This window comes from Pseudomonas sp. Tul2A7 (genome assembly GCF_054790505.1).
The window spans coordinates 6,196,103-6,218,212 of sequence record NZ_CP186499.1; the positions used below are offsets into that span (position 1 = coordinate 6,196,103).

The 22,110-nt window shown below is 55.4% G+C and carries 19 protein-coding genes; 16 read left to right on the forward strand and 3 right to left on the reverse strand.

Annotated features, from left to right (window positions below; all coding sequences use genetic code 11):
- Positions 1 to 70 precede the first annotated feature (70 nt).
- From glcD to ACOYXJ_RS27645, 15 genes are all read left to right on the forward strand, one after another.
- The gene (gene glcD, locus ACOYXJ_RS27575; RefSeq protein WP_460372700.1) at positions 71 to 1,570 is read left to right on the forward strand and encodes a glycolate oxidase subunit GlcD; all 1,500 of its coding nucleotides are present in this window, start codon (positions 71 to 73) and stop codon (positions 1,568 to 1,570) included.
- Positions 1,570 to 2,619, forward strand: a complete 1,050-nt coding sequence (gene glcE, locus ACOYXJ_RS27580; protein ID WP_460372702.1) for a glycolate oxidase subunit GlcE — start codon at positions 1,570 to 1,572, stop codon at positions 2,617 to 2,619. Before glcD ends, glcE begins: the two co-directional genes overlap by 1 nt.
- 2 nt (positions 2,620 to 2,621) lie before the next feature.
- Entirely contained in the window at positions 2,622 to 3,842 is a 1,221-nt protein-coding gene (glcF, locus tag ACOYXJ_RS27585) for a glycolate oxidase subunit GlcF (RefSeq protein ID WP_460372704.1), read from the forward strand.
- An 88-nt stretch (positions 3,843 to 3,930) separates the two neighbouring features.
- A complete protein-coding gene (hglS, locus tag ACOYXJ_RS27590) occupies positions 3,931 to 5,310 on the forward strand; it encodes a 2-oxoadipate dioxygenase/decarboxylase HglS (RefSeq protein WP_460372705.1) in 1,380 nt (459 codons plus the stop codon).
- A 431-nt stretch (positions 5,311 to 5,741) separates the two neighbouring features.
- Positions 5,742 to 6,257 carry an Hcp family type VI secretion system effector gene (locus ACOYXJ_RS27595; protein WP_007919523.1) on the forward strand — a complete coding sequence of 172 codons (516 nt, stop codon included), beginning with the start codon at positions 5,742 to 5,744 and terminating at the stop codon, positions 6,255 to 6,257.
- 130 nt (positions 6,258 to 6,387) lie between these two features.
- Positions 6,388 to 8,430 (forward strand): type VI secretion system Vgr family protein, encoded by a 2,043-nt coding sequence (locus ACOYXJ_RS27600; protein WP_460372707.1) that lies wholly within the window; start codon positions 6,388 to 6,390, stop codon positions 8,428 to 8,430.
- Entirely contained in the window at positions 8,420 to 9,157 is a 738-nt protein-coding gene (locus ACOYXJ_RS27605; protein ID WP_460372709.1) for a DUF4123 domain-containing protein, read from the forward strand. Before ACOYXJ_RS27600 ends, ACOYXJ_RS27605 begins: the two co-directional genes overlap by 11 nt.
- The gene (locus ACOYXJ_RS27610) at positions 9,157 to 13,812 is read left to right on the forward strand and encodes a polymorphic toxin type 47 domain-containing protein (protein ID WP_460372711.1); all 4,656 of its coding nucleotides are present in this window, start codon (positions 9,157 to 9,159) and stop codon (positions 13,810 to 13,812) included. Before ACOYXJ_RS27605 ends, ACOYXJ_RS27610 begins: the two co-directional genes overlap by 1 nt.
- Positions 13,809 to 14,210, forward strand: a complete 402-nt coding sequence (locus ACOYXJ_RS27615) for a hypothetical protein (protein WP_150774485.1) — start codon at positions 13,809 to 13,811, stop codon at positions 14,208 to 14,210. Before ACOYXJ_RS27610 ends, ACOYXJ_RS27615 begins: the two co-directional genes overlap by 4 nt.
- 270 nt (positions 14,211 to 14,480) lie before the next feature.
- On the forward strand, positions 14,481 to 14,654 hold the full coding sequence (locus ACOYXJ_RS27620; protein ID WP_460372713.1) for a hypothetical protein: 174 nt from the start codon (positions 14,481 to 14,483) through the stop codon (positions 14,652 to 14,654).
- Positions 14,655 to 14,838: 184 nt separating this feature from the next.
- Complete coding sequence (locus tag ACOYXJ_RS27625; protein WP_455804989.1) at positions 14,839 to 15,126, forward strand: barstar family protein; 288 nt, start codon at positions 14,839 to 14,841, stop codon at positions 15,124 to 15,126.
- Positions 15,127 to 15,298: 172 nt separating this feature from the next.
- Positions 15,299 to 15,727 carry an SMI1/KNR4 family protein gene (locus ACOYXJ_RS27630; protein ID WP_455804990.1) on the forward strand — a complete coding sequence of 143 codons (429 nt, stop codon included), beginning with the start codon at positions 15,299 to 15,301 and terminating at the stop codon, positions 15,725 to 15,727.
- A gap of 325 nt (positions 15,728 to 16,052) precedes the next feature.
- Positions 16,053 to 16,523, forward strand: a complete 471-nt coding sequence (locus ACOYXJ_RS27635) for a hypothetical protein (protein ID WP_460372716.1) — start codon at positions 16,053 to 16,055, stop codon at positions 16,521 to 16,523.
- Positions 16,524 to 16,642: 119 nt separating this feature from the next.
- Positions 16,643 to 17,017: an SMI1/KNR4 family protein gene (locus ACOYXJ_RS27640; protein ID WP_460372718.1), complete on the forward strand. Its 375-nt coding sequence runs from the start codon at positions 16,643 to 16,645 to the stop codon at positions 17,015 to 17,017.
- A 124-nt stretch (positions 17,018 to 17,141) separates the two neighbouring features.
- Positions 17,142 to 18,167 (forward strand): hypothetical protein, encoded by a 1,026-nt coding sequence (locus ACOYXJ_RS27645; RefSeq protein WP_150794749.1) that lies wholly within the window; start codon positions 17,142 to 17,144, stop codon positions 18,165 to 18,167.
- Between the two features lie 70 nt (positions 18,168 to 18,237).
- Here ACOYXJ_RS27645 and ACOYXJ_RS27650 read toward each other — a convergent pair whose 3' ends face one another.
- Entirely contained in the window at positions 18,238 to 19,212 is a 975-nt protein-coding gene (locus ACOYXJ_RS27650; RefSeq protein ID WP_150794750.1) for a tetratricopeptide repeat protein, read from the reverse strand.
- 51 nt (positions 19,213 to 19,263) lie between these two features.
- Entirely contained in the window at positions 19,264 to 20,082 is an 819-nt protein-coding gene (locus tag ACOYXJ_RS27655) for a VanW family protein (RefSeq protein WP_460372720.1), read from the reverse strand.
- 222 nt (positions 20,083 to 20,304) lie between these two features.
- Between ACOYXJ_RS27655 and ACOYXJ_RS27660 the strand changes: the two genes are divergently transcribed.
- The gene (locus tag ACOYXJ_RS27660) at positions 20,305 to 21,108 is read left to right on the forward strand and encodes a glycosyltransferase family 2 protein (protein ID WP_110721072.1); all 804 of its coding nucleotides are present in this window, start codon (positions 20,305 to 20,307) and stop codon (positions 21,106 to 21,108) included.
- Between the two features lie 341 nt (positions 21,109 to 21,449).
- Here ACOYXJ_RS27660 and ACOYXJ_RS27665 read toward each other — a convergent pair whose 3' ends face one another.
- Positions 21,450 to 22,034: a hypothetical protein gene (locus ACOYXJ_RS27665; protein WP_016983329.1), complete on the reverse strand. Its 585-nt coding sequence runs from the start codon at positions 22,032 to 22,034 to the stop codon at positions 21,450 to 21,452.
- Positions 22,035 to 22,110 lie beyond the last annotated feature (76 nt).

Sequence of the window (22,110 nt, forward strand, 5' to 3'; positions counted from 1 at the left end):
GTGACGCGGAGCGTCACGGGCTGCATTCCCACGCAGAGCGTGGGAACGATCAGCAAGGGGTAAGCCTGAGATGAACATTCTTTATGACGAACGCCTCGACGGCCCGCTACCGCAGGTGAACAAGACCGAATTCCTCAAGGCATTGCAGCAAGCGCTGCCTGATCTCGACATTTTATGGCGCGAGGACGAACTCAAACCCTACGAATGCGACGGCCTCTCCGCCTACCGCACCACGCCGATGCTGGTCGCCCTGCCGCGTCGACTCGAGCAAGTGCAAAGCCTGCTCAAACTCTGCCATCAGAAGAACGTCCCGGTGGTTGCCCGTGGCGCCGGCACCGGCTTGTCCGGCGGCGCCTTACCGCTAGAACAGGGCCTGCTGCTGGTAATGGCGCGCTTCAATAATATTCTGCACATCGACCCCGCCGCGCGCACCGCGCGGGTTCAGCCGGGGGTGCGCAATCTGGCGATCTCCCAGGCAGCGGCGCCCTTCGGCCTGTATTACGCGCCGGATCCATCCTCGCAGATCGCCTGCTCGATCGGCGGCAACGTCGCCGAAAACGCTGGCGGCGTGCATTGCCTCAAGTACGGTCTGACCGTGCACAACCTGCTGAAAATCGAAGTGCTGACCATCGAAGGCGAACGCCTGACCCTCGGTTCGGATGCCCTCGACTCAGCAGGTTTCGATTTGCTCGCATTGTTCACCGGTTCCGAAGGTTTGCTGGGGATCATCACCGAAGTCACGGTCAAACTGCTGCCCAAACCGCAGGTCGCGAAAGTCCTGCTGGCCAGTTTCGATTCCGTGGAAAAGGCTGGTCGCGCGGTCGCCGAAATCATCGCGGCGGGGATCATTCCCGGCGGCCTGGAGATGATGGACAACCTCGCCATTCGCGCCGCTGAAGACTTTATCCACGCCGGTTACCCGGTCGATGCCGAGGCGATTCTGCTATGCGAACTCGATGGCGTCGAAGCCGATGTCCACGACGATTGCCAACGGGTGCGCGACGTCATGACCGCGGCCGGCGCCACCGAAGTGCGTCAGGCCCGTGACGAAGCCGAGCGCGTGCGCTTCTGGGCCGGGCGCAAAAATGCTTTCCCGGCCATTGGCCGTTTGTCACCGGACTATTACTGCATGGACGGCACCATCCCGCGCCGCGAATTGCCCGGCGTCTTGCAAGGCATCGCCCGCCTCGGCGAAGAATATGGCTTGCGCGTGGCCAACGTGTTCCATGCCGGCGACGGCAATATGCACCCGCTGATTCTGTTCGACGCCAATCAACCCGGCGAATTGCACCGCGCCGAAGCCTTGGGCGGCAAGATCCTTGAACTGTGCGTGCAGGTCGGCGGCAGCATCACCGGCGAACACGGCGTCGGTCGCGAGAAAATCAATCAAATGTGCGCGCAGTTCAACAGCGATGAGTTGAGTCTGTTTCACGCAGTAAAAGCCGCGTTCGACCCGCAAGGCTTGCTCAATCCCGGCAAGAACATTCCAACCCTGCACCGCTGCGCCGAATTTGGCGCGATGCACATTCACGCCGGGCAATTGCCATTCCCCGAACTGGAGCGCTTCTGATGGCCGATGTCGACGCCGCCAGCGCCCTGCTCGATCAGGTCAACGAGGCGCGGGCCAATGCCACGCCGCTGAAAATTCAGGGTGGCAACAGCAAAGCGTTTCTCGGCCGCGAGGTAGCCGGTGAAGTGCTCGACACCCGCGCCCACTGTGGCATCGTCCGTTACGAGCCGACTGAACTGGTGATCACGGCGCGCGCCGGCACGCCGCTGTCCGAGCTGCTGACGGCGCTGGATGTTGCCGGACAAATGCTGCCCTGCGAGCCGCCAGCGTTCGGCGACGGCGCAACGGTTGGCGGCATGATCGCCACGGGGTTGTCCGGGCCACGACGGCCGTGGTCTGGCTCGGTGCGCGACTTTGTCCTCGGCACGCGGGTGATCACCGGCCTCGGTCAGCACCTGCGTTTCGGCGGCGAAGTGATGAAAAACGTCGCCGGTTATGACCTGTCGCGGCTGATGGCCGGCAGTTACGGCTGCCTCGGCGTGCTCACCGAAGTGTCGCTGAAAGTCCTGCCGAAACCGCGGCAATGCCTGAGCATTCGCCTCGACATGGACTGCGCGCGGGCACTGGCCAAGCTTGCCGAGTGGGGCCAGCAACCGCTGCCGATCAGTGCCGCGTGTCACGATGGTCAGAGCCTGTATCTGCGGCTCGAGGGCGGCGAAGGCTCGGTGACGGCGGCGCATCAACGCCTCGGGGGCGAGCCGCTGGATTCAGGGTTCTGGCGCGATCTGAATGAGCAACGTCTAGCCTTTTTCAACGAAGGTCTGCCGCTGTGGCGCTTGTCGTTGCCGAACAATCTCGGGCCACTGGATCTGCCCGGCGAGCAACTGATCGACTGGGCCGGTGCACAACGCTGGCTGAAATCCGACGCGGCGCACATTCATATCCTCGCTCAGGAACTCGGCGGCCATGCCACCTGCTTCACCCACGGCGCCAGCTCTTCGCCGTTCCAGCCGCTGGCCTGGACACTGCTGCGCTATCACCGACAACTCAAGGCGCAACTCGACCCGCAAGGGCTGTTCAACCCCGGGCGGATGTACGCGGAGTTCTAGCCATGCAAACCACCCTCAGCGAACAATCGCGACAACTGCCCCGCGCCGCCGAGGCGGAAAAGATTCTGCGCACCTGCGTGCACTGCGGCTTTTGCAACGCGACCTGCCCGACCTATCAGTTGCTCGGCGATGAACTCGATGGCCCGCGCGGGCGCATCTACCTGATCAAGCAAGTGCTCGAAGGCGCACCCGCGACGGCGCAGACGCAACTGCATCTGGACCGCTGCCTGTCGTGCCGCAACTGCGAAACCACCTGCCCGTCCGGCGTCGACTATCACAACCTGCTCGACATTGGCCGCGCGGTGGTCGATCACGCGGTGCCGCGACCGGCGGCGCAGCGCCTGTTGCGTGAGGGCTTGCGCGCATTGGCGCCAAATCCCGGGTTGTTCAAAGGCCTGTTGCGGGTGGGCACGACGTTTCGCCCGCTGTTGCCGCGTTTGCTTGAAAGCAAACTTCCGCAGCACTTGCCGGTTAACGGCTCGCGCCCTGCCCCTCGGCATGCTCGTCGCGTGTTGTTGCTGGAGGGCTGTGTGCAACCGGGGTTATCGCCAAACACCAATGACGCCACGGCGCGGGTGCTGGATCGCTTGGGCATCAGTGTCACCCCGGTGGCCGAGGCCGGGTGTTGCGGCGCGCTGGACTATCACCTCGACGCTCAGGCCAAAGGCCTCGACCGCGCCCGGCAGAACATCGATGCCTGGTGGCCGCACCTGCAAAACGGTGCCGAAGCGATTGTGCAGACCGCCAGCGGTTGCGGCGCATTCATCAAGGATTACGGGCATTTGCTGGCAGACGATCCGGTGTATGCGGCCAAGGCCCGGGAAATCAGCGAGCGCACGCTGGATCTGGTGCAGGTACTCGCGCAGGAGCCGCTGGAACAGATCTGCGCCGCCACTGAACGGCGGATTGCCGTGCACTGCCCGTGCACGTTGCAGCACGCGTTCAAACTGGGCGGCGCGGTGGAAGATGTGCTGACACGCCTCGGTTTCAATCTCACCGCCGTGCCCGACGGCCATTTGTGCTGCGGCTCGGCGGGTACGTATTCGTTGACGCAACCAGTGCTGGCCCGGCAACTGCGCGACAACCGCCTCAATGCGCTGGAGAGTGGCCGCCCTGAGCTGATCGTCACTTCCAACGTCGGCTGCCAGAGCCATCTGGCCAGTGCCGGACGCACGCGGGTGATGCACTGGATCGAACTGGTGGATCAGTCGTTGGCAGAATGAAGTTCGTAGGATTCTTCGTTTGCCCGCGTGCGAGAAGGCTGCGATCTTTTCCCTCATCCATTCCGTGACCGTGGCAGGAATTTTTTTCATGACCGTGCAGCCGTTCGTCAGCCCCGACCTGATCCGTCAACGCTTCTCCAAAGCGATGTCCGACATGTACCGCGAAGAAGTGCCGCTGTACGGCGCGCTGATGCAGTTGGTGGAACAGACCAACCGCGAAGTGCTCGCACGTCAGCCGGACATCGCCCGGCAGCTCGATAGCACCGGTGAAATCGAACGACTGGACATGGAGCGCCATGGCGCCATTCGCGTCGGTACCGCGACGGAACTGGCCACCCTCGCCCGTCTGTTTGCGGTGATGGGCATGCAGCCGGTGGGTTATTACGACCTGACTCCGGCGGGCGTGCCCGTGCACTCCACAGCGTTTCGCGCGGTGCATGAAGAGGCGCTGCAAGTCAGCCCGTTTCGGGTGTTTACGTCGCTGTTGCGCCTGGAGTTGATTGAGGATCCGCAGCTACGCGCCTTTGCCGAATCAGTGCTGGCCAAGCGTTCGATCTTTACACCGGAGGCGTTGCGCCTGATCGCGCAAGCTGAAAACGCGGGTGGACTGAGTGAAAGTGAGGCCGATGCATTCGTCTTACAGGCACTGGAAACTTTTCGCTGGCATCACAGCGCCACGGTGACCGCTGCGCAATATCAGACGTTGAGCGCGCAACATCGCTTGATCGCCGACGTCGTGGCGTTCAAAGGCCCGCACATCAATCACCTGACGCCGCGCACGCTGGACATCGACCGCGTCCAGGAGCAAATGCCAGCCCATGGCATCACCCCGAAAGCGGTCATCGAAGGCCCGCCGCGCCGGCAATGCCCGATCCTCTTGCGCCAGACCAGTTTCAAGGCGCTGGACGAGCCGATCGCCTTCACCGATCAGAACCAAACCCGTGGCAGTCACAGCGCGCGTTTCGGCGAAATCGAACAGCGCGGCGCGGCACTCACGCCCAAAGGCCGGGCGCTGTATGACCGCTTGCTGAATGCCGCACGCGATGAACTCGGCGACTTCCCCAACGAAGCCAACGCCGTACGTTACAACGCGCTGATGGCTCAGCACTTTGGCGAATTCCCTGACAGTGTCGAGGGTATGCGAGAACAAGGGTTGGCGTACTTTCGCTATTTCGCCACAGAAAAAGGTCTCGCTGCTGTAGGGCTTGGGCAGTCGTCGCTGGAGGACTTGTTACGCGATGGTTATGTGAAAGCGGAACCGTTGGTGTACGAAGATTTCCTGCCGGTGAGTGCGGCGGGGATTTTTCAGTCGAACCTTGGCGATGCGGCGCAGGCGCATTACGGCGAGCATTCCAATCGGCAGGCTTTCGAGCAGGCGCTGGAGCGCGCGACCATTGATGAGTTGGGGTTATATGCCGCGACGCAGCAGCGTTCGATCGATGAGTGTCTGACCCAATTTGCGCGTTGAAAAATCAAAAGATCGCAGCCTTCGGCAGCTCCTTCAGTGGAAATGCATTCCAAATGTAGGAGCTGCCGCAGGCTGCGATCTTTTGATCTAAAAGCCTTGAGGCAGCCGCCTCAGCCAAATGAAGGCATCTGGCCATTGTGCGCAAGAAGTTGCGCACTTGTTTTGCAAAAAAGCCTGATAAAACCGCTGAGAGCCACGTCGCACAAGGCCTGCAGCCAAGTGCGCAAGAAGTTGCGCAGTACTGCGCAACTTCTTGCGCACTTTTGCATTGGGCGAACGCTTTTTTTCGCACAAGCGCCTGAAAAATCAGACAAACACCCCGGCCCGCATGGCCCGCACAATTGTTGGCACGCTCCTTGATAACAGTCAGGCACCCACCGGGCGATTTCGCCTCCCGGGCACCTTAAATTATTCCGCAAGGAGAGCACCCCATGGCAACACCAGCGTACATGTCAGTTACCGGCGAAAAACAAGGCCTGATCACTGCAGGCGCTTTCACCGCTGACTCCGTAGGCAACACCTACCAGGAAGGCCACGAAGACCAGGTTATGGTTCAGGCTTTCAGCCACGACGTGATCATCCCGCGTGACCCACAATCCGGTCAGCCAACCGGTCAGCGCGTTCACAAGCCAGTTGTGATCACCAAGGTCTACGACAAGGCTTCGCCTCTGCTGCAAGCTGCTCTGACCTCCGGCGAGCGCATGAGCGAAATCGTTATCCAGTGGTTCCGTACTTCTGCTCAAGGCACCCAAGAGCACTACTACACCACCAAACTGGAAGACGCGATCATCGTCGCCATCAACAACAAAATGCACAACTGCCAGGATCCAGGCAACTCGCACTTCACCCACCTGGAAGAAGTGCAGTTCACCTACCGCAAAATCACCTGGACCCACGAAGTATCCGGTACTTCGGGTTCCGATGACTGGCGTGCTCCAGTCGTTTAATTACGGCTGATCGTTACAAGCATCGGCCAGCTCTGCTGGTCGATGTTGTTTTCGCCCTCCAGAATTTCGCGTAAGTTGAGCCGCTTTGCGGTCGTCAACTCACGCCGCTGTACAGCACGAGGAACAAGGGATGTTCGCGCCGGCCAATGAAACCCATTTTGCCCTGACCATCGAAGGTCTTTCTGCTGACTTTCAGGTATTCACCCTGCAAGGTCGCGAAGCCATCAGCCAGCCTTTTGTCTTTGAGGTGGAGCTGGTCAGTGAGCAGCCGTCGCTGGACCTCGAAACCCTGCTGCACAAACCGGCCTTCCTGCAACTGTCGCCCGACGGCAGCGGCATCCACGGCCAGATCTACCGCGCCGCGCAAGGCGATTCCGGCAAACGCCTGACCCGTTATTCAGTGACCCTGCGCCCGCAATTGTCTTACCTGGCGCATCGCGTCAATCAGCGCATCTTCCAGAACCTCAGCGTGCCGAAAATCATCGGCAAGGTCCTCGAAGAGCACGGCATCCAAAGCAACGCCTACGAATTCAAGACCGGTTCGATTTATCCCGAACGCGTCTACTGCGTGCAATACGATGAATCGGACCTGCATTTCATCCAGCGCCTGTGCGAAGAAGAAGGTATCCACTACCACTTCGAGCACACGGCGACGGCGCACAAACTGGTATTCGGCGATGACCAGACAGTGTTCCCGAAACTCAAGCCGGTGGCCTATCAGCAAGATTCCGGTATGGTCGCCAGCGACCCGGTGATCAAGCGTTTCGACCTGCGCCTGGAAACCCGCACCAGCCGCACCACCCGCCGCGATTACGACTTCGAAAAACCACGCATCACTCTCGAAAGCGAAAACCGTGGTGACGCCCTGCCCGACCTCGAAGACTACGATTACCCGGGTCGTTTCATCGACCGCGAGCGCGGCAAACACTTGGCCAAACGCGCCCTCGAACGCCATCGCAGCGACTTCCAGCTCGCTGAAGGCAAGAGCGATCAGCCACTGCTGGTCAGCGGCCACTTCCTCGCCCTCACCGCGCACCCGAAAGCCAAATGGAACGACCTCTGGTTACTGACCGAAGTCCACCACGAAGGCAAGCAGCCGCAAGTGCTCGAAGAGTCGGTGACCAGCGACACCACCGCACTCAAAGACGATTTCCACCAGGGCTACCGCAACCGCTTCCAGGCCACGCCGTGGGACGTGCCGAACCGCCCGCCCCTGCGCCACCCGAAACCGCGCATCCTCGGCAGCCAGAGCGCCGTGGTCACCGGCCCGAAAGGCGAAGAGATCCACTGCGACGAGTACGGCCGCGTCAAAGTCCAGTTCCACTGGGACCGCGAAGGCCAGGCCGACGACAAAACCAGCTGCTGGCTGCGCGTCTCCAGCGCCTGGGCCGGCGCCCAGTACGGCGGCATCGCCATCCCGCGCATCGGCATGGAAGTGCTGGTCACCTTCCTTGAAGGCGACCCCGATCAACCGTTGATCAGCGGTTGCCTGTACCACAAGGAAAACACCGTCCCGTATGAGCTGCCGGCGAACAAGACCCGCAGCACCTTCAAGACCCTCAGCTCGATGGGCGGTGGCGGCTACAACGAACTGCGCATCGAAGACAAAAAGGGTCAGGAGCAGATCTACCTTCACGCCCAGCGCGACTGGGACGAAAACGTCGAGCACGACCAGAAAATCCGCGTCGGCAACGAACGCCACGACACCGTCGAACAGAACAGCTACAGCGAATTCAAGGCCGAAGAACACCACACCGTCTACGCCGACCGCAAAGTCGAAACCCGCGCCAACGACCACCTGACTGTCGGCGTCAATCAGCACATCAAGATCGGCACCGGCCAGTTCATCGACGCCGGCCAGGAAATCCACCTCAGCAGCGGCATGAAAGTGGTGATGGAAGCCGGCGCAGAGCTGACCCTGATCGGCGGCGGCAGCTTCATCAAGATCGACGCCGGCGGCGTGACCATGAGCGGCCCGGTGATCAACATGAACTCCGGCGGCAGCCCCGGCAGCGGCACCGGCGCCGCCCCGCTGATGCCCGGCGTGCTGAAACAGGCCGATGCCGACAAGGCCGGCCAGGTCCTGACCCCGGCCCAGATCAACACCCTCAAACGTAACGCGCCATTCTGCGAAGAATGCGAAAAATGCAAGGCAGGTGCCTGTGCCATCTGATCGAATTACGCCCAAGGATTGGCTGGCGCAACAGCCGTTGCAGACTGGTGAGCGTTTGTATCTGGTTATTAGTGCGGCGAGTGATTCCGACGCGCTGAAAAATCTCTACCTGACCGAACCCACCGCCCAGCTCCTACCGATCTGGGGCGGCACGCCCTACTCCACCTGGCAACCGGTGATGCCGTATGTCACCGAACTCAAAGCCAATTCCGCGTTCCTGCCGTGGATCGCTGAAACCGATGCCCTCGATTGGGGCTGGCTGGCGGTGTCGCGTTCCGAGCCGAACGACGTTTTCGAGCATCTTCGCAGCCTGACACAGGTGAAGATGCCAGACGGGACCGAGGTGTTTTTCCGGTTTTGGGATGGGCGGCATATCTATCCGATTCTGTATGGGCTGGGGGAGAAGGCTGGGGAAGTGCTGCCAATGTTTGAGCGGTATTTGATTAATGGGCAGTCGCTGGAGGTTGGGACGCGGGTTGTGCCGAAGGTGAAAGATTGGCCGTGGTGGGAGGTGCCGAAGGCGTTACTGGACGGCTTGGCCAAGGAAAATCCGACGACGCTGATCAGCAACTTGATGCAGTGGCTGGAAGAAGACCGACCAGACATTTTTACCGCCTGGCCCGAGAACAACCTGAAGCTGAAAATCAGCCGTTTCGTGCGCCGTCCGGACGCACCGAAAAACCTTAAAGAAGCACTGTTAAATCACCTGATTCTGGAGCAAGGCTGATGGATCGCGTTGCCTTTGTTGACAACCAACTGAACACCTTCAAGGACAGTCTGAAGCTGTATCAGGAACAAACCAAAACCTGGTATGCGCGGGCTGCCGACAAGGCCAGTCGAGCCGCTGACTTGCCCTCCTTGCTGGGTATGGAGCGAGTGATCAAGGTTGGTGACACCAGCAAAGCGGTGAGCATGACTGACGGTAATTTCACTTCGAACGTGGCTCAGTGCCCGCTCAAGGGACCGTTGCTGATCGAAAGTAAATTCGAGTCGGTTTATGACATTCCGGTAGGCGATATCGAAGTCGAAATTGTCGCCGTGGAAGGTGGTGCAGTCAGCAAGGTCAAACTCGACGCGCAAGGCAAAGCCGCCTGGACCGGTGGTATTCCCGGCAAGTTCTACGAGATTCGCGTTCATAACGAAGTGACGCCGGCGCAGATCGATGCGCTGTTCAGCTCCTACAGCGGCGTGACCGCTGACCTGGAAGGTTTTCTGCGTAAGGAATGGGCAGGTTTCAAACCGCAATGGTCGAACGTTTCCACCTCGGGCACTGCAATGGCGATTGGTACCGGCATTCTTGAAGGTGGCTGGGAGGCCATCAAGGGTGTGTGGGATGGCATCAATCAGGTGCTCGACATCCTGCAGGACCCGGGGAAATTCAAAGATGATCTCGGTGCTGGCGCACAAAAGCTAATCGATATTGCCCAAAGCACACCGGACGTCATGAAAAAGGCCATGTTACTGGCCAGCGATGAAGCAGCATTGTTCCTGCTGGTACGCAGCGCCGTGATCTGGCTCGCAGGGTTGCCGCCAATGAAGATGGCGGGCGACATCGCGAAGATGACCACGGCAATGGTCGTCGGTATCGCCATCGACATCGTCATTGGCGTGGTATTGACCATTGCGGCTGAAGGTACCGGGGTTATCTACCTCGCTGCCCGACTGAAGAAATACGGTGAGCTTGTCATCAACGCCGTGGTCGGTTTCGTTAAGTCGCTGTTCAAGATCATCAATGGTTTTATGGAATACGTCGCGAAATACACCGCTGTTGCCGCGCGGGGAGTCACGGCCAAGGTTAGAAACGGTATTTCTGAATTGCGTTTTGATGGGAAGAAAAACGCGAAACTTGCCGAAGGCAAAATAGCTGACGATGCCTCGAAGCAAGCCACGACTCCCGCTAATAAAAGCGCGGAGCCTGTGTCCTGCACGCGCGTCGACAAGTGCCCGGTTTCGATGGTGACCGGTGAAGAACTGTTGACGCTGACCGATGGTCAACTCGATGGTCTGATGCCGTTTGAATGGACACGCCTCTATCGAACCAGCGCAGTGGAAATTGATTGCGGCTTGGGTTATGGCTGGAGCCATGCCTTGGCTCATCGCATCGAAATCAATGGCGATGAAGTCATCTGGACCGACCACGAAAACCGCTCAACCCCCTTCCCGCTTCCAACCGAACAACGCCCGGCCATCACCAACAGCCTTTCCCGCGCTGCCATTTTTCTCGGTGACGACCCATCGGAACTAGTTCTAGCGCAAGCCGGCAAGCGACCATCGTTCTACCACTTCCGCTTTAACAGCAAAGGCGCCACCCTGATCGCCATCAGCGACAGCTATGGCAATCGCCTGCACGTTACACGCGACATCCACGGTCGCATCAAACGCCTCGACAACGGCGCCGGTCGCGCCCTGCTTCTACGTTACGACCGAAAACACATTGTCGCGGTTGACTATCAGCAGTTCCTGCCCGCGGACAATCTGGAGGACGCCTGGAATACAGTGCAGACGCTGGTCACCTACAGCTATGACGCCCAGCATCGTCTGATCGAAGCAAAGAACGCAGCCGGCGAAGCCGAGCGCTATCGCTACAACGAACAGCACGTCATTCTCGAGCGGCAACTCGCAGGCGGCGCGGCCTTTTACTGGGAGTGGGAGAACGAAGGCAAACTGTCTCGGTGTACCCGTCACTGGGCCAACTTCTCGCAGATGGAAGCGCACTACGCCTGGGATGACAAAGGCAGCGTGACTGTCACCAACGCCGACGGCAGCGAAGAGGTGTACACCCACGATGATCAGGCGCGACTGATCAGCAAGGTCGACCCGGACGGTGCCGAGCATCTCAAGGCCTACAACGACAAAGGTCAATTGATCGCGGAAAAGGATCCGTTGGGTGCCGTCACCGAGTACCGCTACAACGACAACGGCTTGATGACTGCCGTTATCCCGCCGGAAGGCGAAGCCACAACGTACGAATACATCAACGGCTTCGTCAGTGATGTTCATCGCGGCAAAGCCAGTTGGAAGTACCAACGCAACCGTCAGGGCGATATCACCCAGCAAATCGACCCGGACGGCAATGCCACGCTCTACAGCTACGATCCTCAGGGGCGCCTGCTGGAGATTCGCCACCCGGACGGCAGTCGCCATCAACTCGGCTGGAACAACCTCGGCCAGTTGCTGGAAGAACGCCTGCCCGATGGCGGCCAGCGCAAGTATCGTTACGACGCGCTGGGTCGGCAGATCACCCGCCAGGAAGAATCCGGCGCCATTACCCAATACCAGTGGGATGCAGCCAATCGCCTCGCCCAAGTCACACTGCCGGGCGGTGCAACCCGTGCGTTTACCTATAACGCTTACGGTAATGTCACCGCTGAACGCGATGAACTCGGCCGCATCACTCGGTACGAATATGCGGAAAATCTGCATCTGGTCAGCCGCCGCATCAATCCGGACGGCAGCCAAGTGCGCTATCGCTATGACAACTCGCGTCGGCTGCTGACTGAAATCGAAAACGAGCGCGGCGAGCAATACCACCTCGACTACTACGCCAACGGCCTGATCCAGCAGGAAACAGGCTTCGACGGTCGTCGCACGGCTTACGAGTATGACCTCAACGGTCAACTGCTGAAGAAAACCGAATTCGGCGACGATGGCAGCGAACTGGTCACTGAGTATCAGCGCGATGCTGCTGGTCGGCTGCTGGTGAAAACCCTGGCCGATGGCGAAGAAATCCACTACAGCTACGACGCTCTCGGTCGCCTCGTAAACGTCGACGACGGCCACTGGCCGCTCGCCTACAAATACGACCTGCAAGACCGCCTCATCGAAGAACACCAAGGTTGGGGCACCCTGCGCTACGAGTACGATAGCGTTGGTCAGCTCAGACACTGCCGCCTCCCTGACGGCAGCAAACTCGATTACCGTCACCAACCGGGCGGGCAACTGAGCAACATCGACCTCAATGGCTCGCGCCTGACCTCTCACCAGTTCAGTGCTGGGCGCGAACAAAAACGTCACCAAGGTTTGCTGCTCAGCCAATACCAGTACGACGAACAAGGCCGCCTGCAAGCACACACCGCCGGCCAGCGAGACAAGAGCCTGTTCCAGCGTCGTTATAACTACGACGCCAATGGCAATCTCGCTGGTATCGATGACAGCCGCAAAGGCAACCGCAGCTATCACTACGACCCGCTCGACCGACTGATCAGCGTGCGCGGTGCTACTCCGGAAAGCTTCGCCCATGACCCGGCGGGCAACCTGTTGGGCCAAAGCAATGAAGGCACAGCAAACCTCGCCAACGTCAAAGGCAACCGCCTGCTGATGCAGGGTGATCGTCACTACGAGTACGACGCGTACGGCAACCTGAGTCGCGAACGCCGTGGCACAGGAAAGAAACTCGTCACCGAGTATCGTTACGACTGCCAGCACCGCTTGATCGGCGTTAGCCTGCCGGGTGGCAGCACAGCAACCTACAAGTACGATGCCTTCGGTCGACGTATAGAAAAAACCGTCGACGGCCACATCACCGAATTCCTGTGGCAAGGCGAACGCCTGATTGCCGAAAGCGCCGAAAACCGCTACCGCAGCTACATCTACGAGCCGGGCAGCTTCCGGCCGTTGGCGATGCTCGATGGCGAAGGCCCACGTAAAGCCACGCCGTTCTATTACCAACTTGACCACCTCGGCACACCGCAGGAGCTCACCGACTACAGCGGTGAAATCATGTGGTCGGCGAAGTACCGAGCCTACGGTAATCTCGCCGTGCTGGACGTCAGTGAGATCGATAACCCGTTGCGGTTCCAGGGTCAGTATTTCGATGCCGAGACAGGGTTACATTACAACCGGCACCGCTACTACAATCCGGGGGCTGGACGGTTTTTGACGCCGGATCCGATCAAGCTTGCGGGTGGGTTGAATAGCTACCAGTACGTGCCTAACCCTACGGGGTGGGTAGACCCTTTAGGTCTAGCTAGCGGCCCGACAAATTGTCCACAGCCTGTCCCAGGCGGAACATGGAAATTCAATTCTGAGGTTGATTTAGACTGGAGGGGTACACCTGGGACGTCATACCAGCAAATGCACAAAGGATTGGACGAGGCATTTACTCGAACAGGCGTGCCTAAAAACGAATTTTCAGTTACCAAATGGGGCAAAGACCAATATGGAAAATCTTACCCAACAGAATGGCGCGTATTAGAGGGCAGAAATAAGGGTGCAGAAGTAAACATAGATGATCCTCGCCTCGTTCCTTCTGGTGATGGTCCGGCAGATCCTCATGTCGGTTACCAAACGCCAGGTAAGCGTGGAACAGGTGGGGCTGTTAGAGGACACATATTGTTAGAATCTGTGCCTGTATCACGCGCGAGAATTGGAGATCCTCAATGAACTACCTAGAAAAAGAAATCGATTCGGCATTATCAGAGCAGAACTTAGCGCATGAGAAAGTACGCGAGAACGAACTATCTAAATTGATCATGAAGCTAACGGCATCATTTTTTTCTCCTGAAACAAAGGGCCTCGACCCTTTTTTCTTGAGGAGCCCCCAAAAAAAACACGATCCAGACTTCTGGAAAAAAGTAGACATTCTCGAAAATTTTGAAAACCCCTTACTAATAGTTCAGGACAGTAAGATTCACGCTTGGAAACTAGCAACCTCTGCAGATCTTAAAACGCTATTTTCCGAAACGACTGGATTCCCATTCTGGATAGTCGACGATAACTTCAAAGTGCTAATCTATATGGATGATCATGATTGCGTTCATACCAGCGATAGCACTCAATAAAAACAAATCGACTCTAGGCAACCGAAAGAAATAAAGCAAGGACAGACCACGACTCCTTATTTTAAACGGGGCAGATCACAGTTTTTACATCCATAATCTGCCGTCGGGGAACTCACCTCTTTCTCGCTATTTAGCGTGATCCGTCCCTGAACAACATGAACAGCAAGGTTTACGAAGAATATAACTACTGGCTTGGAGCAAATGAAGACTCAAATTGGAATGAGTACATTACTGAACAGGTAGCTCATGGAGTTTAAGGAAATTAACGCCATGGACTGGCAACAACTTAATAAATCAATTCTTTTAAAAGAGGAATACTGGCAAGAAAGAAGCGCTGCTGCTCTCGGAGAGTTGCGATCGCCCGAAGCGATAGAGCTTTTAAAAAAACTTCTTGACTCTACGTTCTCCGAGGTGGCAATCGCCGCAGCTTCCCAACCTGATTGAACTGAAGCAGTTATTGAGGAAAAATACTCTAATAAAATTCAGCGAATCATGAGTAGAAAACGGGACAGACCACGGTTTCTTTTTTTGTATCTATAATCTGCCCTTTGGAAACTCTCCTCTTTCTCGCTATTTAACGTGGTCTGTCCCTGTAACGCCTGGTATTGGAAAGAGGAAGTAAATTAAAATGATAGTTGAGCTTGATGGATTCTCCATCTCATCTGAGCAAGAATTCCATAAGCGGATAGCGTCTGCTTTTTCTGTTACTCAATACTATGGAAACAATCTTAATGCGCTCTGGGATCTACTCAGCACCGATGTAGAGCGCCCAATTGAATTAATTTGGACAAACTCAAAACATTCAGAAGAACTAATGGACGACTCATATAGAGAAATATTAATTATTCTTGATCGAGTCAAAACTCAAGATGAAGACTTTGGACCGGATGAGAATTTTAGTTACCAACTGAAATAGTAAAGCTGTAAACGGGAAGCAGACCACGTTTTATTTTGTCTGAAGGTGGTCTGTCCCTGAATAACATGAACAATTGAAAGGCCCTCAATGGAATGCTCTTTGGCAGAAGATGTTCCACCCCGGAAACAAAGGGGGCTTTGCAGATGGAAAGAAATAATTACGGAGGGCTGACATGAAGTTCGACTGGAGTTCTTTTGGGATTGAACAGGGATCCTCAGTGGATGCCAATACGATTTCCCAAGTAGAAAAACTACTTAGTGTAATTTTCCCAGAGTCCTACTTGGACTTAGTTACATATTCTGACGAAGCCTCTCCTGAGGTGTCTTCATTTTCATATGACGACGAAGGAACTTGCATAAGCGAGTTCTTTTCATTTTCGCCCGACGCAACCCCGTATACCATCTCATGGTACTCAGGGGCAGGAAAACCCCCAGGGCTTCCGAATGGATTGGTCCCTATCGCACGGGATGCGGGCGGTTACCTTGTTTGCCTGAATTTCAGTACGCCCTCAATTACGGTTGAAATTTTTGACCAAAATTCAAGTAAAACCCACTTAATTTCTAATAACTTTGATGATTTTATTGATTTATGGAGTGAGTAGAAAAAGGGACGGAAATAACCGTACGCATCCGCGCTCCGACTTTGCGTACATCATGCTAGGTAGTTTGGAGAGACACAGTGCATTTAACCTTATTTAGAAATAGCAAAGTTTCTTTCTTACAGCTACTAAACGATGCTGCTGTTCGCAGCGTAAACGAGGGACAGACCACGTTTTCTTTTTCTGAAGGTAATCTGCACTTTATGAGCTTCTGACCAAAAAGGACCAAAAAGGGGACAGATTTATTTTCTAAAAAATGAAAATAAATCTGTCCCCTTTTCTCTGTGAACATACCTCTAAGCAAATTTTACGACTGCGAAAAACTTCCATGTCAACCAACTTTGAAATAGCTTTGAAAAAGAATGAACTCCCTGACTATTTCAGAGGTAATGGCCAATATTTCACAAGAGACCCCGACTGGGGAACCCAGTTGCATATCATAAATTGGCAAGGACTATGCGGCTATTTAAAATCGCTAGAAAGCTCGATCGAAATATTGAGAAATTCATTTAGCGTATACTTAAACTCGGTTGAGTTTACAAAAAATGACGCCAGCGACCTGCTTGAAAACATTGGCTGCTATTATTACCTAAGAAATAAACATCCTTTCTTGTCAAAATATGGATTTGATCTTGTACGCGATGCTGCTGATAGTGAGAAACAGAAAATTTCACATACCATGACCTTTCTGAGAAAAACAATCGAAGCCAACAATGATGTTCAACACCTTGAACTCTATAATCGCCGCATGAGAAAACTCATTGATGACGGCGGCCCAACCAATATAGAGAGCCTCTAATTCTTTAGACGGAACCCACTGTAAAAAGGTGACCAAAAAGGACCAAAAGGAGGACAGATTTATTTTCTAAAGTTAAAATAAATCTGCCCCCTTTTCTGAATGACGCTGATTAATCACTTATGAAAATCCATCTCAACATCGATGACCTGCCCGCCTACCCATACCCTACAAACTTCCTCCATTTTGCATCCACTGACCCAGAAACAGACATCGAACCTTGGTGGCTGCTGGTATACAACGAAGGTAAAATCAACAACTGGTACAAAACACTCAAACAGCTTTATCCAAAACGCACATTGATCCCCTTCGCCAAATTCAACGCGAATGATGACATCGTCTGTTTTGATGGAGAGGATCTTTCTGGGCAGCCCCATGTGTTGATAATTCATGCTTATGCGTCAGAGGGCTGGGAACTTCACGCCACCTACGCTAGCTTCGATAAGTGGCTAGAAGAAGCCATGGTGCAAAATGCCGAGTGGCTCAACGAGGACTAAAAACTTTAATCCCGACAAGCCTGGTATTTGCTTTAGAAAAAACGAGAGAACCGCAGGCAGCCCCTGAGAAATCTCGTTGTTTAACCTCTACTCCCCCGGACTGAACAATCAAAGGACTGTACCCTTGAAACTCCTGAATCGCCCATTTTCCATCCTCCTCGCCCTCACCTTCTCCCTTAATGCGACTGCACTGTCCCTTCGCTCCGAACAACGCCCCGACGGCACCACTGCCCTGTTACTTTCAAACGAACCCGCCGCAGAACGCGCGCCAAAGCTCAACCAGGATCCAGCGGTGCGCTCAGCACTGGTCGATTTTTTTGGTTATCAAACCGGTAGCTACACCAACGACAACACAATGATTGTGCAGCAAGTTCTGGAAGCGCTTGATTCGGAAATGTCGATGTTTGCGGACGGTGTGCCTGCCGGCAGCAAAATGATTACTGCCATGGATGATGGCAACAATGGGTTTGAGCGCGGCGCATTGTTGCTTAACGACAAGGGCCAGTTGGTCGCTGTCGGGCTGGTCAATGGCCACTGCACGGTCAAGTCGCGTGAGGAGGCTTTGACCTGTAACGATGCCCCGCAAACCGTGCTGACCATTTTCCAACCGCAAGGCGCTAAACAAGCTGATGCCGAATCTTTGATTGGCTGGAGCAAGCAACTGCCTCCCATGATGGCGATATGGGCGGAAAGTGATGATCCGGAACGCCGAGCCGCCGCGCAGAAAATTGCCAGCGTTGAATACGCTGCAACCAAACCGGAACAGGGAGCGTGGACAGCGGCACAGTTACCTTCCGACTTTCCCAAAGCCATGCTGGCGATGCTTCCGCAGCGGGCTCACCTGATCGGTGCTGGCGCACACGGTGTTTTCACGACACCGGGGATGGAGGGCACGCCGATTGAAGGTGACTGGGACAAAATAGCCGGCCGTCCACAACATGAGTTCGAAGTCATTCTCCGGACTTTTACAGAGTACGCGGACGTCATCGACTTCTATCAGCAGCATGCGAAGGATGCCGAAATCAGCGGCAACCAGAGAAAGGCACTCGTTGAAGGCTATATTGGTGGCGGCACCTACAAGATTGAAATCAGTAATAGAAAAGACGAAGGCACAGTGATCACGCTGTCTGCTTGGCGACAAGAAGTCTGATTTATCCAAATAAAAAAAGGGCGATCCCATGATCGCCCTCTTTCAAATCAAGATACCCTTCCTTTGCACATTAAAGCTTTTGCAGCTCTTCTTTAGCTCCCGGAGCACCGCGATCAATTGCTTTGAGCATCCAGTACTCGGCCTTGGATTTGCTTTTTGGCAAGCCGCCACGTCCTTGTGCGTACATTTTCCCAAGCGCTAACTGCGCGTTGCCAAAATCTGCATCCGCAGACTTGCGGTAAAGCTTGGCCGCTTCACGTTGGTTTTTTACGGTGCCTCGCCCCTGTTCAAGCATTTGCGCCATTTCATACTGCGCGTACTTATTGCCGAGCGCAGCCGACTTGCCAAACCAGGAAAATGCCAGAGCTTCATCCTTGTCCACACCACGTCCTGCGGCAATCATCTCCGCGAGGTTCAGCTGTCCGTAATCGTCACCGGTTTCAGCCAGTTTGCGATACCACTGAGCGGCAACAACATCATCCTGTGTAACTCCGTCCCCTTTCTCATAAAGGCTTGCCAGCAGCATGTAGGCTGAGGGATATCCACCTTCGGCGGATTGGTGGTAGTACGCTAATGCTTTGTCCATGTCCTTGAGATTTTTGATCGATCGGCCACCGCGATGGTAGATCTGCGCCAAACTGAACTGCGCTTTGGCGTTCCCCTGCTCCGCAGCTTTCAAATCCCAGTAAACACTTGCGTCTTCACCCTCAACGCTTCGATCCCAACGAAGTTCCTCAGCCAATCCGACTTGCGCTTCAGCATTACCTTGCTCTGCAGCTTTGCGAAACCACACTTCCGGCATGCCCGGTGACCACTGCTCAACCACCCCGCAGAGGTTCTCCTGAATGGCTTTGCCAAACTGCGTCTGCGCGTCGAGATCACCTGCGACCGCTTGTTCATGCAGCCGCTCAGAATTTGGCGCGCACTTCCCTGCCTTCATGCCGTCGTAGTAATCACGCGGCGCTTGTGCCCACGTATTACAGGTGATGAACAGTGAAAAAAGTGCCGTGCCCGCCGTACCGACAGTTTTGAAACGCTTGATCATTTGTTGCTTCCTTGTGGCTTAAAAATTCCAACGAAAATCTTGCGCAAAATACTAGCTCGCTTCGAACATCCGCTCGTCCACGTCGTACTTAACCACCACCCGATTCCGATACAACCTCACCCTCTCCACCAATTCCCCAACCTGCCCCTTCTCCCGCACCTCCCGCCAAATCTCATTCTCCCGATACACCCGCGCACCCTCCCGCACAAACCGATGCGCCTCTTGAAACACGTGATAGCGATATTCCCTCACCCGATCACACAACAACTCCCCTTCGAGTTGTGTCTCGCCGACGTTCAACTTCAACTGAAAGCTCCGATCCGTCGGGTTATGCAGCACCAGATCAACGTAGTTATAGAAAATTGCCGCCCCGGACCCGAACGGCAGTACCCGCCCTTCATCTGGAAACGGGTCGAAGCTGTGGTTGGAGCGCTCTACCACTACCAGCGGTGAATGAATGGCCATCCAGTGGATCAGGTTGCTCAGTTGGCAGATGCCGCCGCCGACACCGTGTCGTGCCTCCCCGAAAGACAGTTCCATGCCTTCAACGTAGCCGCGCTTCACAGTCGGGCGGCCGACGAGGCGGCAGAAGGAGAAGTGTTCGCCGGGGGCGATGATGACGCTGTCGATGGCAGCGACGGCGAGTTTCAGGTTGATGACTTTGTTGTGTTGCAGGGCGAGGTCGGAGTCGCCGAGTTTGCGGATGAGTTTTGAGGTGTGTTTGAGGTAGCGAAATGGCAGGCGCTCGGCTGCGGCGACGGGGCGTGCGTAGCGTTTGCTGGAACAGCGCCAGGCAATCTGGCGGAACAGTCTTTTTTGCCACACGCGCAGCCAGTACAAGGCCGGGTGGTAGAGGGAAAGTGGTTTCATCCGTGACACAACGGCGTGCGCCGTTTCTTCCTTGAACCGTGAGGGGGCGCGCATTTTATCCGGGAATGACCGGCAGCACCCCATGCATTTCATAGATCAGTCGTCTCTCTTCGGCATACATTTACCGTCACATCCGCAAATTAAGGTTCGCCTAAGGTTGCCTCGCTACGATTGCAGCCACGAAACCCAGTCGCCCTTGAATCGCAGATGAGTCCTTCCGACATGAAAGCGTTTGATTTACCAACCCAGCCATCGTCGAATTTCAGCCTTGTCTTGGTAAATTACAAAACCCCGGACATCACCCGAATGTGCCTCGAACTTTTGCGCGAGCACGTCCAGGAGCAGCGCATTCCAGTGTGGGTGGTGGATAACGATTCGGCGGATGCCAGTCTCGATTACTTGCGTTCGCTCGACTGGATCAACTTGATCGAACGGCCTTCACCGGGCAAGGAAGCCGGGCATATTGCGCACGGTAAAGCACTGGATCTGGCACTGGAAAAAGTCGACACCGATTATCTGTTTCTGTTGCACACCGACACCTTTGTCTATGACAAGGAAGTGTTTGCCATGATGATGCGCGAGTGCACGAAAACGCCGGACATGGCTGCAGTCGGTTGTGTCGAACAACTCAATCGCGGGATTGTTCGTGACACTTGGCGTCTAACTTCGCGCTTCTGCAAGCACTATGTTCGTAAAGCGAAAGTGCGTCTGGGTATGCGTTCGAAAATGCCAAGGCCGTACAAAGAAACGCATCTGAAAAGTTTCTGCACATTGTGGAATGCGCGCTTGATGAAGTCCCAAGGCCTGCACTTCTGCATGGATGACCTCGTGCCCGGCTACACGTTGCAAGATCGAATGAGCAGCCTGGGCTATGGCATCAAGTTCCTGTCACCGCGCAAGATTTTCAGCTATCTGGATCACATCCAGGCAGGCACCGTCGCGGCGGCGGGCACCTACGGGAAAAATCACCGCAGGACAAAAATGTATCAGGCCACGCTGAAGCGCTTTCAAGAGCAGCAAGCCTGACGTGCAAATCTCGGTTTAATCCACCGCAAACAAAAAGGGCGACTTTTAAAGTCGCCCTTTTTGTTTGCAGAAATTGTATACAACTACTCCGAAGAGGTGTTCGCCCAGTGTAATGGCCTGGCAATCCATGCACCGGTAAAGAGCCCTGACACTGGGCGAACGGGTGGGATTTTAATTGAAGTTGGCAGATATGTCCTCATGCTTAAACATGAAATTTATGTACTAGAACGTTAAAAAGTGTTGCCCACCGATATTTGCCGGGAAACTTCTTACAGATTCTTTTATATGATTGCTCTCATACTTAAAGCTGTACAAGAACAATCATTCTGTAGAGTTAATGCTCAACTTTCGTGTTGGCTGGTCACTTTTAAGATATCGGTGTAAGTGACGATGACGCTCTGCCCTTCTTTCAGATCTTTCAGTTTGGCTTGGATTTCAGGCTTTTTCACGTCGAGAACTTTCGACACGCCCGCCGGGTTTTGCAGGGTCACCTGATTTGTCTTCAAATCAATTTTGGTGATTTTCAATTGCACCTGAACCTGACGATACGCCTCGCCACCGGGGTTATCGCTGCCCGGGGCCTTACGCAACTCACCGGTACGTTCGGTAGTGCCAGGCAGACCTTTATCCACATCGGTGTCGAGGTAAGCGGCGACAGAACGCTGTACCTGGATGTTGACCTGATCGCCGGGCTTGAGATTGGCGAGGTTTTTCGCCTTATCAGTGAGCTGAACGTGAACCGGCTTGCCTTCGGCACCTTCGAGCACAACCTGATGGTTGGCGGCATCGACGGAGATCACTTTAGTGATGACCTGATCGGCTTCAACAGTGGCAGACAGCGGAATATCGGCAGCCATGGCGCCGAAACTGGTGGCGGACAGTACGGTTGCGAGGGTGATGGCCTTGGCCAATGCGTCGAGCTTCATAAGCAATACTTTCCCTGTGATGAATGGCAGCGCCCGACGTTGAAGCGGCTTCGACGCCAGGCGTGCCACTGAGCAT

Coding starts and splice junctions, on each gene's coding strand:
- glcF (WP_460372704.1), top strand. CDS start 2,622: ATGCAAACCACCCTCAGCGAACAATCGCGACAACTGCCCCGCGCCGCC.
- ACOYXJ_RS27600 (WP_460372707.1), top strand. CDS start 6,388: ATGTTCGCGCCGGCCAATGAAACCCATTTTGCCCTGACCATCGAAGGT.
- ACOYXJ_RS27610 (WP_460372711.1), top strand. CDS start 9,157: ATGGATCGCGTTGCCTTTGTTGACAACCAACTGAACACCTTCAAGGAC.
- ACOYXJ_RS27595 (WP_007919523.1), top strand. CDS start 5,742: ATGGCAACACCAGCGTACATGTCAGTTACCGGCGAAAAACAAGGCCTG.
- ACOYXJ_RS27615 (WP_150774485.1), top strand. CDS start 13,809: ATGAACTACCTAGAAAAAGAAATCGATTCGGCATTATCAGAGCAGAAC.
- hglS (WP_460372705.1), top strand. CDS start 3,931: ATGACCGTGCAGCCGTTCGTCAGCCCCGACCTGATCCGTCAACGCTTC.
- ACOYXJ_RS27650 (WP_150794750.1), bottom strand. CDS start 19,212: ATGATCAAGCGTTTCAAAACTGTCGGTACGGCGGGCACGGCACTTTTT.
- ACOYXJ_RS27640 (WP_460372718.1), top strand. CDS start 16,643: ATGAAAATCCATCTCAACATCGATGACCTGCCCGCCTACCCATACCCT.
- ACOYXJ_RS27625 (WP_455804989.1), top strand. CDS start 14,839: ATGATAGTTGAGCTTGATGGATTCTCCATCTCATCTGAGCAAGAATTC.
- ACOYXJ_RS27660 (WP_110721072.1), top strand. CDS start 20,305: ATGAAAGCGTTTGATTTACCAACCCAGCCATCGTCGAATTTCAGCCTT.
- ACOYXJ_RS27655 (WP_460372720.1), bottom strand. CDS start 20,082: ATGAAACCACTTTCCCTCTACCACCCGGCCTTGTACTGGCTGCGCGTG.
- glcE (WP_460372702.1), top strand. CDS start 1,570: ATGGCCGATGTCGACGCCGCCAGCGCCCTGCTCGATCAGGTCAACGAG.
- ACOYXJ_RS27665 (WP_016983329.1), bottom strand. CDS start 22,034: ATGAAGCTCGACGCATTGGCCAAGGCCATCACCCTCGCAACCGTACTG.
- ACOYXJ_RS27620 (WP_460372713.1), top strand. CDS start 14,481: ATGGACTGGCAACAACTTAATAAATCAATTCTTTTAAAAGAGGAATAC.
- glcD (WP_460372700.1), top strand. CDS start 71: ATGAACATTCTTTATGACGAACGCCTCGACGGCCCGCTACCGCAGGTG.
- ACOYXJ_RS27635 (WP_460372716.1), top strand. CDS start 16,053: ATGTCAACCAACTTTGAAATAGCTTTGAAAAAGAATGAACTCCCTGAC.
- ACOYXJ_RS27630 (WP_455804990.1), top strand. CDS start 15,299: ATGAAGTTCGACTGGAGTTCTTTTGGGATTGAACAGGGATCCTCAGTG.